This is a genomic window from Streptomyces sp. JLBJ103, assembly GCF_058215575.1.
Genome location: NZ_CM177089.1, coordinates 87,612 through 101,530 on the forward strand (window position 1 = coordinate 87,612; position 13,919 = coordinate 101,530).

The following is a 13,919-nucleotide window of genomic DNA, read 5'->3' on the forward strand; positions in this document are numbered from 1 at the left end:
AACAGTTGTGCGTCACCGGCGGTCGGTTGTTTGATCGGGCGGCCCGCTACTCGCTTTGATGCCGATGGTCAGCGTGTGGTTGTCCAGTACGGGGAGAGGTGCGTTGGGTATGCCGGGCAGACGGGCGCTGGGGCGGCGGTTCGGGCGGCTGTGGGCCGCGTATGCCGTCAGCGTATACGGCACATCGCTCGGGTTCGGTGCGTTTCCGCTGATCGCGGTCCTTGTACTGGACTCCGGACCGACCCAGGTGGCGGCGCTGTCTGCCGCGGGGCGGGCGGTGGGGGCCGTGGTCGCGGTGCCGCTCGGTCCATGGGTGGAGTTCCGCCGTAAACGGCCGGTCATGGTGGCGATGGACCTGACCCGGTTCGCGGCGTTGATGAGCGTCCCCGCCGCGTTCGCGCTCGGCCGGCTCAGCTTCGCCCAACTCCTCGCCGTATCGGTTGTCGTCGCCGCGGCAGACATCGCCTTCAAGGCGGCCAGTGGGGCGTATCTGAAGGCACTTGTGCCACCGGAGGACCTGGTCCTCGCGAACAGCCGGTTCGAGTCCACCACATGGACCGCGACCACGGTCGGACCACCGCTCGGCGGAGCCGCGATCGGAATGTTCGGCCCGGTGACGACCGTGGTCGCCGATGCGGTCAGCTACCTGCTCTCGGCGCTGGGCATCCGCGCCATCGGCGGGACGGAACCGCTCCCCGCGCGAACCGGTGCACCGCGGCTGCGGGCACGCGATCTGCTCGAAGGATGGCGCCACATCCTCAACCACCCCGCGCTGCGCCCGCTGCTCCTCAACACCATCCTGGTCAACAGCCTGATCATGGCGCCTCAGCCGCTGCTCGCCGTACTCCTGGTGCGCGACCTCGGGTTCGCACCCTGGCAGTACGGACTGGTGTTCGCGGCCCCGTGCGTCGGTGGCCTGGTCGGCTCACGCCTCGCACACCGACTCGTGGCGCGGTTCGGGCAGCACAAGGTGCTCCTCACCGCCGGAACACTGCGCGCGTGCTGGCCCCTCGGCCTGGCGTTCGTGCAGCCCGGCGTCCCCGGGATCGTACTCATCATCACGATCCAACTCGGGCTGGTGACCTGCTGCGGGCTGTTCAATCCGGTGCTGGCCACCTATCGGCTCAACCACACCGCCCCCGACCGGGTCGCCCGCACCCTGACCGCGTGGTCGGTCAGCACCAGCGCCGCCATCGCGGCGCTGACCGCCGGGTGGGGTCTGCTGGCCGCCATCACCAGCCCCCGCACCGCGATCGCGGCCGCCGGAGTCCTCCTCCTGGCCACCCCGCTGCTGCTCCCCCGCCGCGAGAACACGCACCAGAACACCCACCAGATCACCCTCCAGAACACCGGGGAACGGGCCGCGAGCCGCCTCGATTCCGCTGTGGATCGGGGATCGTCGCAGACGATCGCCAGGCGTCCGCTGGATCCGCCGCCAGATCCAGGCTGAGGGTTTCGCGGTCGACGCGGGCCTCGCGGTCCTGGAGCAAGGGGGAGGGCGGTGGGGTGGCGCGGGTGCCGGGGCGCCGGGGTCGGCTGCGGCCGTTGGGTTCCGGTATGGACAGCGCCCGGACATCACGGCAAAGTTCGTTCCGTGACACGGAACAATGACCCCGGGAACATGCTGGACAAGGCGGCGGCCATCCTGGACTGCTTCGATCCGGAGCAGGAGCTGTACCGCCTCTCGGAACTCTGCCGGAGGACCGGGCTGCCGAAGCCGACCGCGCACCGGCTCGCCGCCGACCTGGTCCGGCTGGGGTGGCTGGAGCGCACGGGGAACCACTACCGGCTCGGGGCGAAACTCTTCGAGCTGGGGTCGCGGGTGCCCCGGCGCCGGGATCTGCGCGAGGCGGCGCTGCCGTTCCTCCAGGACCTCTTCGAGGCCACCCGGGAGACCGTCCATCTGGGTGTCCGGGAGGGCCTGGACGTGGTGTACGTGGAGCGCGTCCACGGCCATGACGTGCTGCGGCTGCCCTCCCGTATCGGCGGCAGCCTGCCGCTGAACTGCACCGGGGTGGGCAAGGCGCTGCTCGCCTTCTCCGGTCCGGAGCTGACCGCGGAGGTGCTGTCCCATCCGCTGCGGAGCCTCACGCCGCGCTCGATCACCGACCCGGAGCTGTTGCGCTCGGCCCTGGAGAAGGCCCAGGTCTCCGGGCTCGCCTACGAGGAGGAGGAAGCCGCACCAGGGGTCTGCTGCATCGCCGCGCCGGTGTTCGCCCGGGGGGCGGTGGCGGCCGCGCTCTCGGTGGCGGTGCCCCGGGAGCGGTTCAGCGCGGCCCGGCTCGCCCCCGCCGTACGCACGGCCGCCCTCGGCCTCTCCCGGGTGCTGCGCGACGGCCCCGGCGGCTGACCGTCGGCGATCGGCCGGAAGGCCGCCCCGAGGAGTCGGCTACTGTCGTGGCGTGGAAATGCCCCGCCTGTTCGACGGCCGGCTCAAGATACGCCATCTGCTGCTGGTGGACGCCCTCTCGCGGCAGGGCACGGTCGTCAGCGCCGCCGCCGAACTCCATGTGACCCAGCCCGCCGCCACCCGCAGCCTGCACGAGGTGGAGGACATCCTCGGCGTCGAGCTGTACGAGCGCGGCCCCCGCGGGGTGACCCCGACCGTCTTCGGCGAAGCGTTCACCCAGCACGCCCGGGCGGTGCTGGCGCAGCTCACCCAGGCCGGGCGGCATATGGTGGAGCTGGCCGAGGCGGACCGCGGGACGGTGGTGGTCGGCACCCATCTCGCCGGGTCGAACATCCTGCTGCCGCGGGCCATCGTCGCGCTGAAGCGCGACCACCCTCACCTGACGGTGATCGTGCGCGAATCCTCCCCCGAGGAACTGCTGCTTGACCTGGAGGCGGGCCGTATCGACCTGGTGGTGGGGCGGCTGACCGCGCCGTCCGGGGAAGGGCTGATACGGCGCCCGCTCTACGAGGAGTCGATCGAGCTGACGGTGCGGTCCTGCCATCCGCTCGTCGGGACCTCCGGGATCCGCTTCGCCGACCTGGTGGCCTATCCGTGGATCCTGCCCGGGCCGCAGACCACATTGCGACGTGAGGTGGAGGGGCTGTTCGCCCGCCACGGGCTCGGACTGCCGGAGAACCGGGTGGAGACCACCTCCTTCCTGACGGTCCGCCAACTCCTTCTGGACACCGATGTGGTGGCCGTGCTGCCCGCTCTCCTGGTACGTGACGACAGCAGGCTGGCACAGCTGCCGGTCCGGCTGGACGCCGTCGGGCACAGCGTGGGGGTGACCACCTCGGCCACCCGCACACTGAACCCGTCGGCACGTGCGATGATCCGGAGCCTGAAGGAGGTTGCCGCGCAGATGTCCGGCGCCGGCCGCACACCGGAGCAGGAGGCGGCCGACCCGGACGGGGCGGGGCACAGCGGACCGAGCCGAACCTCGGCGTCCCAGCAGTCCGCCTGAACACGGCGGCGGCTCCTCGGCCGCCCGCTATAGCGAAACCGCTATAGCGGCACCCCGGTTCGGCATTTGTGCGCCATGTCCCGTGCCGTGAGGATCCAGCGATACGCACCCCACCCCCCGCACACCCCACCGCCTGCCGCCACCAGCGAGAGGTCTCCGCCATGAGCACCGCAGCACGGCCCGCAGGGGGCGTCGTGAGCAGAACGGCGATCGCCACCCTCGTCGGCACCACGCTGGAGTGGTACGACTTCTTCCTCTACGGAACCGCCTCCGCTCTCGTCTTCAACGAGCAGTTCTTCCCCTCCCTCAGTGCCACCGCCGGCACCCTCGCCTCCTTCGCCACGCTCGCCGTCGGGTTCGTCGCCCGGCCACTGGGCGGGCTCGTCTTCGGACACTTCGGCGACCGGGTCGGCCGCCGGGCGACCCTCGTCGTCTCCCTGCTTCTGATGGGCCTGGGCTCCACCCTCATCGGTGTGGTCCCCACCTACGACACCATCGGGCTGTGGGCCCCCATCCTCCTCGTCGTCCTGCGCGTGGTGCAGGGCATCGGGCTCGGCGGCGAGGGGCCGGCGCCACCCTGATGTCGATGGAGCACGCCCCCGCCGGACGGCGCAACCTCTACGCGGGCTTCCCGCAGATGGGCACCCCGGCCGGACTGGTCATCGCCAACCTCGCCTTCCTCGGCACCAGCACCCTCGCCGGGGATGCCACGTTCACCGCGTGGGCGTGGCGGATCCCGTTCCTGCTCAGCATCGTGCTCGTGGCGGCCGGCCTGGTGATACGCCTGCGCATCGAGGAGTCACCGCCCTTCGACCGAGTGCGGGAGCAGGGCGAAGTGGCCCGTTTCCCGCTCGCCGCCGCCTTCCAGGTGGGCCTGCCCCGGCTCGCCCTGACCCTGTTCGCGGTGGTCGCCAACTCCGCCGTAGCCTACGTGTTCATGGTGTTCACCCTCTCCTACGGCACCCAGCACGCGGGCTACGACAAGCAGTTCCTGGTGCTCGGGGTGAGCGGGGCCGCCGTGCTGTGGTTCGCCACCATCCCGGTATGGACCGCCGTCGCCGACCGGCATGGACGGCGAACGATGTTCCTTGCCGGGTCCGCGGCCATCCTGGTGTGGTGCGGGGCCTTCTTCCCACTGCTCGACACCGGGAATGCGGCACTCGCCCTGGTGGCCCTCGCGGGCATGGGTCTGATCATCCCGGTGACGCACTGTGTGCAGGGCGCCATCATCGCGGACACCTTCCCGGCGCGGGTCCGCTACTCCGGCTCGTCCCTGATCCTCCGGCGGGTGCCGTCCTCGGCGGCGGACTCGCCCCGATGATCTCCACAGCGCTGCTCGGCTCATCTGCCTCCTCAACCGGTGTCACCTGGTACCTCGTGGCCATCTGCGCAGCGAGCCTGATCGGCGCGACGGCCCTGTTCCGTACGGTCCCGGAGCCACAACCCAGCGTCGGGGCCACTCGGCTCTCCGAAGTCGCCGGAGAGGCGTGAGGAACGCCCCGGTCCGGCGCAGTGGTCCGCTCCGCTACGCCACCGCCCGCCGGTTCGGCCTCCCCCGGCCGGTGACTGAGCGGGAGCGGACCCCACCGCGCGCCCTGGCCTGCCCCCAACTCCCCTCCCGACTCGACGCGGTGATGGGCAAGCCCCGCGACCGGATCGCCCAGGACGAGGATTGCCTCCAGCTCACCGTCACCGCGCCCGGGACCGGTGGCAAGGAGCGCCCGGTGGTGGTCTGGTTCCACGGCGGAGGCTTCAGCAGCGGCTCCGGCCTGCGCTCCTGGTACGACGCCGGGGAGCTCGCCGCCGAGGGCGGGGTGGTGGTCGTCAGCGTCAACTACCGGCTGGGCGCGCTGGGTTACCTGGTCCTGGACGGCGTGTCCGAGGGCAACCTCGGCCTGCACGACCAAGTGGCGGCGCTGTGCTGGGTCCAGGACCACATCGCCGCGTACGGCGGTGACCCGGAGAACGTCACCGTCGTCGGGCAGTCGGCGGGTGCCCTCTCCGCCGTACTGCTGATGCGGATGCCCACGGCGCGGGGCCTGTTCCACCGCGCGGTGCTCCAGAGCGCGCCGCTCGATATCGCGGCACGCCCGGTGCGGGACGCGGCGGAGACCGGCCGGTCCTTCGCCGAGCACCTGCGCCGGCTCTGCGCCGCCGACCCCCGCACAGCGCCCACCGCGGCCGTGCTGGCAGTGCAGGCACGCACCGCCGCCGACCACCGACAGCACACCGGCAGCGCCCTGGAACCACCGTTCACCCCGGTCACCGGGGTTCCGGCGCTGCCCGGCACCGGACTCGACCCGGGGGTGCGCGGCACGGACGTGTTCTACGGCTGGAACGCCGACGACATGTCCGCTTTCCCGCCGGGTCGCGGCGAACCCGACGACGTCGGCGAACGCACGGCGCTCCGCTACCGGGAACCTCTGGGGCGCCTCGCCGCCGAGCTGCGGCGGGCGGGCGCCCGCACCCACGCCTACCGGCTCGACTGGCGCCCGCCCGGCACACAGCTGGGCGCCACGCACTGCGTCGAACTCCCGCTGCTGCTGGGGCCCGAGAGGGCCTGGCGACACGCGCCCATGCTCGGCTCCACGCCCTGGAGGGAGGTTGCCGCCCTCGGCCGGGCGGTCCGCGGCGCCTGGATCTCCTTCATCCGCACCGGCACCCCCGGCCCCCTCCCCGCCCCGCTCACTGACCCGTACGCCTGACCCGCCTTCGCCTGCCCTCCGCCCGCCATCGGGCGGGCGTTGGCGGGACGGCCTCTCCAGGACCCCGGACACCGTCAAGGCCGTCCCCACCATCCTGGAATCCGCCACCGAACCATCGTATGAAGGCGGCCTATGGTCGACGTTATGCGTCTTGGTCGGCTTCCTGAGCCGCACGCTCCAGTCGGCTTCGATAGTTTTCCCACCACGACGAGTCGCCGGACACCATGCTGTCGTTGCGCTCGTTCATCCCAACGGCGCCGTCGATGAGTTCCCGGACGATATCGGCGTGCCCGGCGTGCCGGTGCGTATCGGCAATCACACGCACTACGGCATGATGCAACGTCACCTCATCCCTTTCCTTCGGCCACCACGGCACCTTGCCGATCGTGTCCAGCGCCAGTGCGTCGATCGTCGCGTCCGCGTGCGCCCACGCCCGGCGGTAAAGCTCCACGATGGACTCGCGTGACTCGTCGGCGGTGGCCCACATGTCCGCGTTGGGCTCAGCACCGTCCTCCAGCCAGGGCAACGGCTCGCCCGACGGCCGTCCGAAGGTGTCGCCGAGGTAGCCCAGCTCCACGCCGGCGACGTGTTTCACCAAGCCAAGAAGGTTGGTGCCGGTCGGCGTCAGCGGGCGGCGGATGTCGTACTCCGAGAGTCCTTCGAGCTTCCACAGCAGGGCATCGCGGGCGGACTGGAGGTAGAAGTGAAGGTCAGCCTTGGGATCGGATGCGGTCATGGGGCCAGTCTGCCGCTCGGGCCGTCTTTGTCCATCGCTTTTGCCCACCGCTCGCGGCGGACCAGGTTATCGACACGGGATATGCCGCCTCAGGCACTGAGCGGGCCTGGTTCGATCGCCTGCGATACGGCAGCGAGGAGGCTCTCGACCTCGGTGCCCCAGCGAGAGCTGATGACCAGGTCTCGGGCGGGGTCGACCCACAGCAGGTGACCGCCGCCGTTGCCACGGGCGCAGCGTCCGGTTGCCGGGGCGGCCGGCCATACGGTGCGGTCGTCGTTGAGCCACCAGGACAGACCGTAATGGGGCTTGACCCGGCACGGTGTCCACATCTGCTCGATCCAACGGGTGGAGATGACCTGGGTGTGGCCCCATCAGCCACCACGCAGGCACAGGTGTCCGATACGGGCCAGATCGAGCGCGTTGATCCACAGTCCTCCGCCCCAGTGTGCGCCGCCGGAGACCACCGGCACATGGGAACCCTCGATATCCGCGAAGGAGTTGGTGTACCCGTGCCAGGACCAGGACGATGACGCGCCGATCGGGGTCATGACGCGGTCCCGCAGGATGTCCGGCAGCGCGCGGCGGAGCAGGGTGGTGAGCGCGAGGGCAGTCAGGTTCACGCGGACGTCGTTGTATGCCCAGCCCTCACCGGGCGGCCCGCCGGCCGACTCGGTGCCCTCCCGTGTGCTTTGCGCGTCGACCGATGTCGGCTTGCCCCACAGCTCGCCCTCCCACTGGCTCGTCTGGTCCAGCAGGTGCCGCCAAGTGATGTCTTGCCCATGGGCGTCGGCGAATTGCGGCAGCCCGACGCGGGCAGAGACCGGTTCGTCGAGGATCAACATCTCGTCGTCATGGGCGATGCCGGCCACCAGTGCCAGCACGCCTTTCGTCGCGCTGTACGCCATCTCCACGCGCGTCGGATTCCCCCAGGACGCGATCACCGTGCCACGCCGGACGATCACGCCGCTCGCGCCCTGACCGTCCAGCAGCGGGCCGATCACCTCCCGGTGGGAGTCGTCGGCCACCTGGGCAGCGAGATACGACGCCATGTCCTCGACACCGGGCACCGCTCGCTCGGCCTGCTGCCGGGCAGCCAAAGCCACCTTTTCCGTGTCCACCCCCTCCCAGGGATCTCCGCAGCCGACCCACTCGTCCAGCCCCACAAATACCTTGTCCACGCCCAGCCTCCCCACGACCATCCATCGCCCGCCGCGCCAGTGAACACGACGGCTCCTTCCTGCTCAGCTTGCCACCGCCCGGGGCGCCGTCATCATCGAGCCGACGCAGCGCAGCGGGGGCCGAGTGGTTCGCCGACAACCCCGTCGTAGGACGGATACGTACCGTGGCGGCGCGAGCGGTGCTCACGGCCGGTCCGCCTCCGCTGTCCCCGGCGGAGTGGGAGCACGGTCGTTACTCGCACCGCTGGCGCACCTGAGGTCACGCAGCTCTTCGGTGTCTCACCACTACCAACTTTGCTCCATGGCAGGGCACTCTTGCGACTGGCATGGAACAGGCAGGGTTTGCATACCCTCGTGGTGTCGGTGCCCGGCGCTAGGGTCCGCAGCATGAACCGCGATCCGCAGTCGATACGCCTGCCCCGCATAGACACTGTTCTCGTACTCCGGACCGACTTCACCGACTCCGTCGGCTGGGATCGTCTGCTGCAAGCCCTGGAGATGCCCGTCACCCACGAGGGGGGCTCGCAGGACATCTACGACTACGACCGGGCCATCTCGTACGTCACCCCGATCGGTGCGGAGAAGTACCGTGGTCTGCTGCCTGAGATGGTGCTCGCCGCGGCCCCGTACACCGGTCACGATCTGCCGTACGACCATCTCTATCTGGCCGACGCTGAAACCTTCGCCTCCAAGGATCTTCCGCTGCTCGGCATCGACATCCACGTGGACGACATGGACTACGAGGACGCTGAGCCTTGGCCGCGTGCAGAGCCGTTCCGTGTCCCGGCCCTGCAAGTGGTCGGCGTCGAGATCAACGACAGTATCGCCAATGTGTTCTTTCGCGAGTACCACGGCTTCGACTGGTCGGACTCCACGGTGTATGTGGCGGGGCCGGGCACGACTCTGTACGAGGAGTTCCGTCGGATGGATCAGGAGGAAGACGAGGACGAGGACGATGGCTGACTGGGCTCCCTCCCCCACCACCGTCGTCGGGGCTGCCCTTCGCGGTGCATCCGACCGAGCCGCGGCCGGCGACACAGCGTTCATGTGGATGCGGGTGCGGGGCTCCGGCCCTGGTTGTCATGGCCGTTGCCCCCACCGCCACCGGGTGAGGGACCGGTTGCGAGACTGCCGGGATGACTATGCATCTCATCTCCGTCATCGGGAGCAGCCCTGGCGTCGGCAAGTCCACCCTGTGCCGTGCGGTGGCCGAATGGCTTTCCAGCACCGGCGCATCGGTCGACCACTTCGAGGAGGCCGACATTCTGACACGGTCCGCCTTCCGGCCCGTAGCTGAGGAGTTCGCTGGTGGAGCCGGCTCCGTCCAGCCCGCGACCTTAGTCGAGTGCACTCGCGCCTACGTCGCGGAGTCACTCGCGGCGGGCAGGGACTACCTGGTGACCGACGCCCTTCTGCCGTTCATCCCGTCCCTCGTGGCATGGGGCCACGAGGAGAACAGTCTTGTCCAAGTCATGGGAGACCTGGCCCGTGCAGTGGAAGCAGCCCGGGTCACCGTGGTGTACGTCCATGACGATCCCGAGACGGCGCTGCGACGCGCGGTCAAGCGAGAAGGCGCTGCCTGGGAAGACTGGTACGTGCGGAAACTTGCCGACTCCCCTGGCACCCGGGCCGTTCATGACCTCGCTTCGGCCGCCGCTCATCTCCGTTTCGAGGCTGACCTGACCCATCGCCTCCTCGCACAAACCCCCTGGCACGTTCTGACCGTGGATGGAGGAGCGTTCAACGCTCGGGAGGCATACGCCCACATCCAGCGCCAGTTGATGGATGTGCTGGGGCTGCCAGGGCAATCCTCGACGTAGCAGACGCGAGCCTCTTACGAGCGAGCGAGCGCGTTCTCGGGCCGTGCCTGTCCGGACCCGGGGCGGTGTCCGAGCCCACTGATACCGTGCCGCATCCAGCCGCAAAGATCATGAGAGGACGGCAACCGTGCAGGAAGTGACGCGCCACGAGGTCAGCGGAGCGCACATGGCCCAGGCGCTCGACGACATCAGCCGACGGACCTGGCGGCGGTGGCACGGTATGCGCTACGACAGCGCGTCCCTGGAGAAGTTGGAGGAGATGCGTGACGAGCTCCTCGACCACATCGCCGCCCGTATCGTGGAGGAACCGGCGCTCGATGAGTCATGTCGTACGGCTCTGCGGACCGCGGCGGAGTGTTCCCTGGGGGTGCTGAGCCTTGGTTGCTTTCCCAACGGCGACCAGGAGATCCTCTTCCCGCTCATCGGCGAGCGGCTCAGCAGCGATGACATCGCCTTCGCCGATGTCATCGAGGAGGCTCCTACGGCCAGGACGTGGGGCGACACGTTTGCGATGTGCCTGGTCAGCGGACTGGTGTGGGAATGGCGGCGGGTGATCGGTCTGCTGCTGCGGGACGACTTCGCACCGGCGATACGCGATGGGGTGCCGCACTCGAAGCTGGACTCGATGTCCGATCCGGCCGACCTTGCGGAGATGGATGCTCTGTCCGGCTACCTGACCGAGGCGCGCGGGCACCTGCCCAGCGACTGGCCCACCGTTCCCCTGTGCAAGCCGGACGCCGACGAACGAGCCGAGGCGGCCCGCCGACTGGACGCCGTCGGCCCCCTGACACCGGACCAGCGACTTCTTCGGGTACTGCTCGATGACGACCGGCACACCTTCGAGCAGGCTCTCGTGGCCCGGCTCGTCGAGCACCGGGAGAGCGTGGGTTCCGATCCCGCTCCCAGGACCCTGCTGCCGGTCGGCACCCTTGCCCTGGCCGCTCTCGCGGTCCAGGTGCACGGGTGGGAGCTGGGCGTCCGCTCCGGCTATCTGCCGCAGGGCATGCTGGGTTCCCCGGAGGCGTTGCTGCGCGGGTCCGACGACAATGACCTGGGCGGTTGGACGGCCAAGTAGTCGATGCCGACAGCCCAGCGCGCACAGACCTCTCACGCGTCTCTGACGATGTGTGCTCGGCGCGCACACGGCTCCCTCCCGCCGAGGATGAGCGGGAGGGAGTGTGAGAGAACACCGTCGTGCGCCAAGCGGACCCGCCGCACAAGGCTCAGCTGAGCTCGCGAAGGAACTCCTGCGCCCGTGGCCATTCGCCATAGCCGGAAGCAGGGTTGAGATGTCCGGCCGGGCCAAGGTTCTCGAGGCGGCTCCCCCATGCTCGCGCGAGATCGGCGAGGCGCTCGAAGGCGGCCAGCGGGTCGTTTGTGCTCGCCGCGACGATACTGGGGAAGGGCAGGGGTGTCCGCGGCGTCGGCGTCCAGCCGTTTTCGCGCAGGACATCCAGGGTGGGGAAGCCCTCCGGCAGCGGGGTGTCGAAGTCCGGCGGGGCCGCCGGCAGCGCGCCCTTCACGGGACGCCAGTGTCGTTGCGCCCAGTGCACGGTGGTCATCACCCCGGCGCTGTGCGCGATCAGGACGACCGGTCCGGAGATGTCCGACAGCACCTCGTCCAGGGCGGCAACCTGGGCGTCGCAGCTGAGCCTGTCGTCTATCCCCGCGAGATCGAGGAGGTGCTCTACGAACACCCCGCCTCCGCCGAAGCCGCTGTCGTGGGCGTGCCCCACGAGATCCACGGGGAGGAGGTGGCCGCCGGAGTGACGCTCCGGGAGGGTGCGCAGACCACCGCCGGTCAGATTCGTGACTACGTCAAACAGCGGGTTGCCGCCTACAAGTACCCACGGATCGTCACGTTCACCGACGGACTCCCCAAGGGAGCGACGGGCAAGATCCTCAAGCGGGAGATCGTTGTGAAGCGGTGAGTGCCCAGAGATCCCGGCCGCAACAGCCCATGGCGCCGCCAGCCGACAGCAAGGCTCACCTGGTGGACCGCTCGCGCAATCTCATCGGGGGTCGCGCTCGTCTCGGCGACCAACTCCCCATCGGCGGACCAGATTCCCGAACGGCCGGATGTGCGGTCGAAACCGCCACCGGTCGGACCGGCGAACGCCGCCGTGGCGACCCACACTCCGTGGTCGGCGGCGACCCGGCGGGCGCGCTCACCGTGGACCTCGGCCTCGTGATCGGCGTGGACAACCCCGGCTACGTAGCCGTCGATGCCCAACGCCGCTGTCTTTGCGGCGTGTTCGGGGATACCGGTGTCGCGGCAGACGGCGAGCCCCAGCCGCCACCCGTCCACGTCGATCACGGCGGGCTCGCCGGGCACGAAGTGGACAGCCTCGCTGCCGTGCAGATAGACCTTCCCATAAGCCACTCGCGCGCCGTCTCCGGTCACAGCCAGGATGCCGATGTGCGGACCCGGCACAGGCGCGCCGACCAGGGCGAGTGTCCCGGTCGCCGCGCACGCGGCGACGATCGGCGCCAGCCGTTCATCGTCCGGGAACACCGGCGCCGCGTCCAGCTGGTATCCCGTCAAGGACATCTCGGGGAACACCACCACCCGCGCGTCCGCTGCCCGAACCGCCTCCGCATGGGCCATCGCGTTGGCCGTCACGTCGTGAGCCGCGCACCTCGGCTGCGCCACGGCAATGCTCAACGGTCGCTCCACCCCGAACTCCCCTCGCCGGATCACACGATCACCCTATACAGCGGTCACACCGCCGAGCCGTTGCGCATCTGCCCCAGCAACCCTTCCGGCGTTCAGGCCGCGGCCCACCCCACCACCGGCGGCCGGGAAATCCGGAGCCGCCCGGAGGTTCACCGCTCACCGTCGGCGGGGCACGGCGCCCGCCGGGACGCTGTGCGGCAAGGATGGCGAGTCATGACGATCGTGTTCCGGATTCCGGCCAGTGGTGCGGAGCGGGTGGGGTTCGCCTACTCGCCGGCGATGGAAGCCGTGCTGAGTCTTCACGTGCTGGTGGAGCCCAAGCACCATCCTGTTCAGCACGGGTGGGTGCGCGCGATGCGCAGGTTGTCACCGGGGCTGAAGCGGGAGATCGAGGCTTTCTCCTTCGCGGTGCGCTCGTACTTTCCCGAATTTCTCTTTCCCCAGCCGACAGGCGGGTTGCCGGACTTCCAGGCTGAGCTGGCCGGTCTGCGCGCGGCGGATCCGGATCTGGTCCGTCTGGAGTTCGCCGTCCCGTTGCTCACCCCGTGGCCGGGCGGCCACGAAGGCAGGGACCCGCGGGTCCTGGACCGCCCGGAAACGCGCCGCCATCTGCGCGAGCGCGCCGTGAGGGAAAGCGACGACGCCATGGCCGCGATGCTCCTGGACGACCCTCAGGCGCTGATGGAGCGGTTCCTGACCATGCTGGAGCGCTACTGGCGGGAGGCGTTCGAGGAGGAATGGGCACGGCTTGAAACTGACTTGGCCGCCGGCGTCAGCGAGGCGGGGCACCAGATCGCCGAGCGCGGCCTGTACGGAATGCTCCGTGGTCTGTGGCCAGAGGTACGCAGTGATGCGCGGGCCGAGATGTTCTGGCTCGAGAGACCTCATGATCACGACGTCGTCGTCGGACCGGACGACAGGCTTGTGCTCGCCCCCAGCGCCTATGTGTGGCCGCATGTGCGGGTCAATTGCGACGGGCCCTGGCCCCTCGGACTGGTCTTCCCCGTCTCCTCGATCGCTCGGGAAGCCCGCCCGAGGATTCCGCCCGCCCGGCTCGTCGGCATTCTCCGGGCGCTCGCCGACGACACCCGGCTGCGCGCCCTGCGCCTGATCGCCGAACGTCCGCGCAGCACCCAGGAACTCGCTCCGCTCGTCGGCGTCAGTGAGGCGGCGCTGTCCAAACACCTGCGGGTGATGGCGGACGCGGGCCTGCTCGAGCGCCACCGCGAGGGCTATTACGTCCTGTACCGGCTCGTGCCCGGACAGGTGGCGGGCCTCGCCCCGAGCCTGGAGAGCTTCCTGCACAGCGACGATGCGGGCCATCGAGCGACTGATTAGCTGTCTGCCGAATTAGTTGATCACGCGCTTGAGCGGAACCGACAGTGGC

Annotated in this window: 14 protein-coding genes and 1 pseudogene; 10 read left to right on the forward strand and 5 right to left on the reverse strand. The window is 69.8% G+C overall.

What is annotated here, in order from left to right:
• Nucleotides 1-109 precede the first annotated feature (109 nt).
• From AC4BEG_RS00405 to AC4BEG_RS00425, 5 genes and pseudogenes are all read left to right on the forward strand, one after another.
• Nucleotides 110-1,450, forward strand: coding sequence for an MFS transporter (locus AC4BEG_RS00405; RefSeq protein WP_490703901.1), 1,341 nt, complete (start codon nt 110-112; stop codon nt 1,448-1,450).
• A 171-nt stretch (nt 1,451-1,621) separates the two neighbouring features.
• On the forward strand, nt 1,622-2,350 hold the full coding sequence (locus AC4BEG_RS00410; protein WP_490707314.1) for an IclR family transcriptional regulator: 729 nt from the start codon (nt 1,622-1,624) through the stop codon (nt 2,348-2,350).
• Between the two features lie 52 nt (nt 2,351-2,402).
• Nucleotides 2,403-3,416 carry a LysR substrate-binding domain-containing protein gene (locus AC4BEG_RS00415; protein WP_490703902.1) on the forward strand — a complete coding sequence of 338 codons (1,014 nt, stop codon included), beginning with the start codon at nt 2,403-2,405 and terminating at the stop codon, nt 3,414-3,416.
• A 233-nt stretch (nt 3,417-3,649) separates the two neighbouring features.
• Nucleotides 3,650-4,907: pseudogene (locus AC4BEG_RS00420) on the forward strand (MFS transporter).
• On the forward strand, nt 4,904-6,121 hold the full coding sequence (locus AC4BEG_RS00425) for a carboxylesterase family protein (RefSeq protein WP_490703903.1): 1,218 nt from the start codon (nt 4,904-4,906) through the stop codon (nt 6,119-6,121). Before AC4BEG_RS00420 ends, AC4BEG_RS00425 begins: the two are co-directional and overlap by 4 nt.
• A 142-nt stretch (nt 6,122-6,263) precedes the next feature.
• On the opposite strand, the gene AC4BEG_RS00430 is transcribed toward AC4BEG_RS00425, so the two are convergent.
• From AC4BEG_RS00430 to AC4BEG_RS00440, 3 genes are all read right to left on the reverse strand, one after another.
• The gene (locus AC4BEG_RS00430; protein WP_490703904.1) at nt 6,264-6,857 is read right to left on the reverse strand and encodes a DinB family protein; all 594 of its coding nucleotides are present in this window, start codon (nt 6,855-6,857) and stop codon (nt 6,264-6,266) included.
• Nucleotides 6,858-6,946: 89 nt separating this feature from the next.
• Entirely contained in the window at nt 6,947-7,186 is a 240-nt protein-coding gene (locus tag AC4BEG_RS00435; protein ID WP_490703905.1) for a hypothetical protein, read from the reverse strand.
• Nucleotides 7,187-7,228: 42 nt separating this feature from the next.
• Nucleotides 7,229-8,035 (reverse strand): serine hydrolase, encoded by an 807-nt coding sequence (locus AC4BEG_RS00440; RefSeq protein ID WP_490703906.1) that lies wholly within the window; start codon nt 8,033-8,035, stop codon nt 7,229-7,231.
• Between the two features lie 387 nt (nt 8,036-8,422).
• On the opposite strand from AC4BEG_RS00440, the gene AC4BEG_RS00445 reads away from it, so the two are divergent.
• From AC4BEG_RS00445 to AC4BEG_RS00455, 3 genes are all read left to right on the forward strand, one after another.
• Nucleotides 8,423-8,998 (forward strand): DUF6924 domain-containing protein, encoded by a 576-nt coding sequence (locus AC4BEG_RS00445; protein WP_490703907.1) that lies wholly within the window; start codon nt 8,423-8,425, stop codon nt 8,996-8,998.
• A gap of 173 nt (nt 8,999-9,171) precedes the next feature.
• A complete protein-coding gene (locus AC4BEG_RS00450) occupies nt 9,172-9,855 on the forward strand; it encodes a nucleoside/nucleotide kinase family protein (RefSeq protein ID WP_490703908.1) in 684 nt (227 codons plus the stop codon).
• 127 nt (nt 9,856-9,982) lie between these two features.
• Nucleotides 9,983-10,930, forward strand: coding sequence for an immunity 49 family protein (locus tag AC4BEG_RS00455; RefSeq protein WP_490703909.1), 948 nt, complete (start codon nt 9,983-9,985; stop codon nt 10,928-10,930).
• Nucleotides 10,931-11,078: 148 nt separating this feature from the next.
• On the opposite strand, the gene AC4BEG_RS00460 is transcribed toward AC4BEG_RS00455, so the two are convergent.
• The gene (locus AC4BEG_RS00460; protein WP_490703910.1) at nt 11,079-11,600 is read right to left on the reverse strand and encodes an RBBP9/YdeN family alpha/beta hydrolase; all 522 of its coding nucleotides are present in this window, start codon (nt 11,598-11,600) and stop codon (nt 11,079-11,081) included.
• Between AC4BEG_RS00460 and AC4BEG_RS00465 the strand changes: the two genes are divergently transcribed.
• Nucleotides 11,583-11,786 carry an AMP-binding enzyme gene (locus AC4BEG_RS00465; RefSeq protein WP_490703911.1) on the forward strand — a complete coding sequence of 68 codons (204 nt, stop codon included), beginning with the start codon at nt 11,583-11,585 and terminating at the stop codon, nt 11,784-11,786. The two genes, AC4BEG_RS00460 and AC4BEG_RS00465, sit on opposite strands and share 18 nt — an antisense overlap.
• Here AC4BEG_RS00465 and AC4BEG_RS00470 read toward each other — a convergent pair.
• Nucleotides 11,693-12,478: a carbon-nitrogen hydrolase family protein gene (locus AC4BEG_RS00470; protein WP_490703912.1), complete on the reverse strand. Its 786-nt coding sequence runs from the start codon at nt 12,476-12,478 to the stop codon at nt 11,693-11,695. The genes AC4BEG_RS00465 and AC4BEG_RS00470 overlap by 94 nt on opposite strands.
• A gap of 267 nt (nt 12,479-12,745) precedes the next feature.
• Here AC4BEG_RS00470 and AC4BEG_RS00475 point away from each other — a divergent pair, with 267 nt between their 5' ends.
• Nucleotides 12,746-13,870, forward strand: a complete 1,125-nt coding sequence (locus tag AC4BEG_RS00475) for an ArsR/SmtB family transcription factor (protein ID WP_490703913.1) — start codon at nt 12,746-12,748, stop codon at nt 13,868-13,870.
• The last annotated feature ends 49 nt before the right edge of the window (nt 13,871-13,919 follow it).

Bases quoted from the DNA above. Each gene is read 5' to 3' on its own strand.
- AC4BEG_RS00405 (WP_490703901.1), top strand. From the start codon at position 110: ATGCCGGGCAGACGGGCGCTGGGGCGGCGGTTCGGGCGGCTGTGGGCC.
- AC4BEG_RS00410 (WP_490707314.1), top strand. From the start codon at position 1,622: ATGCTGGACAAGGCGGCGGCCATCCTGGACTGCTTCGATCCGGAGCAG.
- AC4BEG_RS00430 (WP_490703904.1), bottom strand. From the start codon at position 6,857: ATGACCGCATCCGATCCCAAGGCTGACCTTCACTTCTACCTCCAGTCC.
- AC4BEG_RS00435 (WP_490703905.1), bottom strand. From the start codon at position 7,186: ATGTGGACACCGTGCCGGGTCAAGCCCCATTACGGTCTGTCCTGGTGG.
- AC4BEG_RS00445 (WP_490703907.1), top strand. From the start codon at position 8,423: ATGAACCGCGATCCGCAGTCGATACGCCTGCCCCGCATAGACACTGTT.
- AC4BEG_RS00450 (WP_490703908.1), top strand. From the start codon at position 9,172: ATGACTATGCATCTCATCTCCGTCATCGGGAGCAGCCCTGGCGTCGGC.
- AC4BEG_RS00475 (WP_490703913.1), top strand. From the start codon at position 12,746: ATGACGATCGTGTTCCGGATTCCGGCCAGTGGTGCGGAGCGGGTGGGG.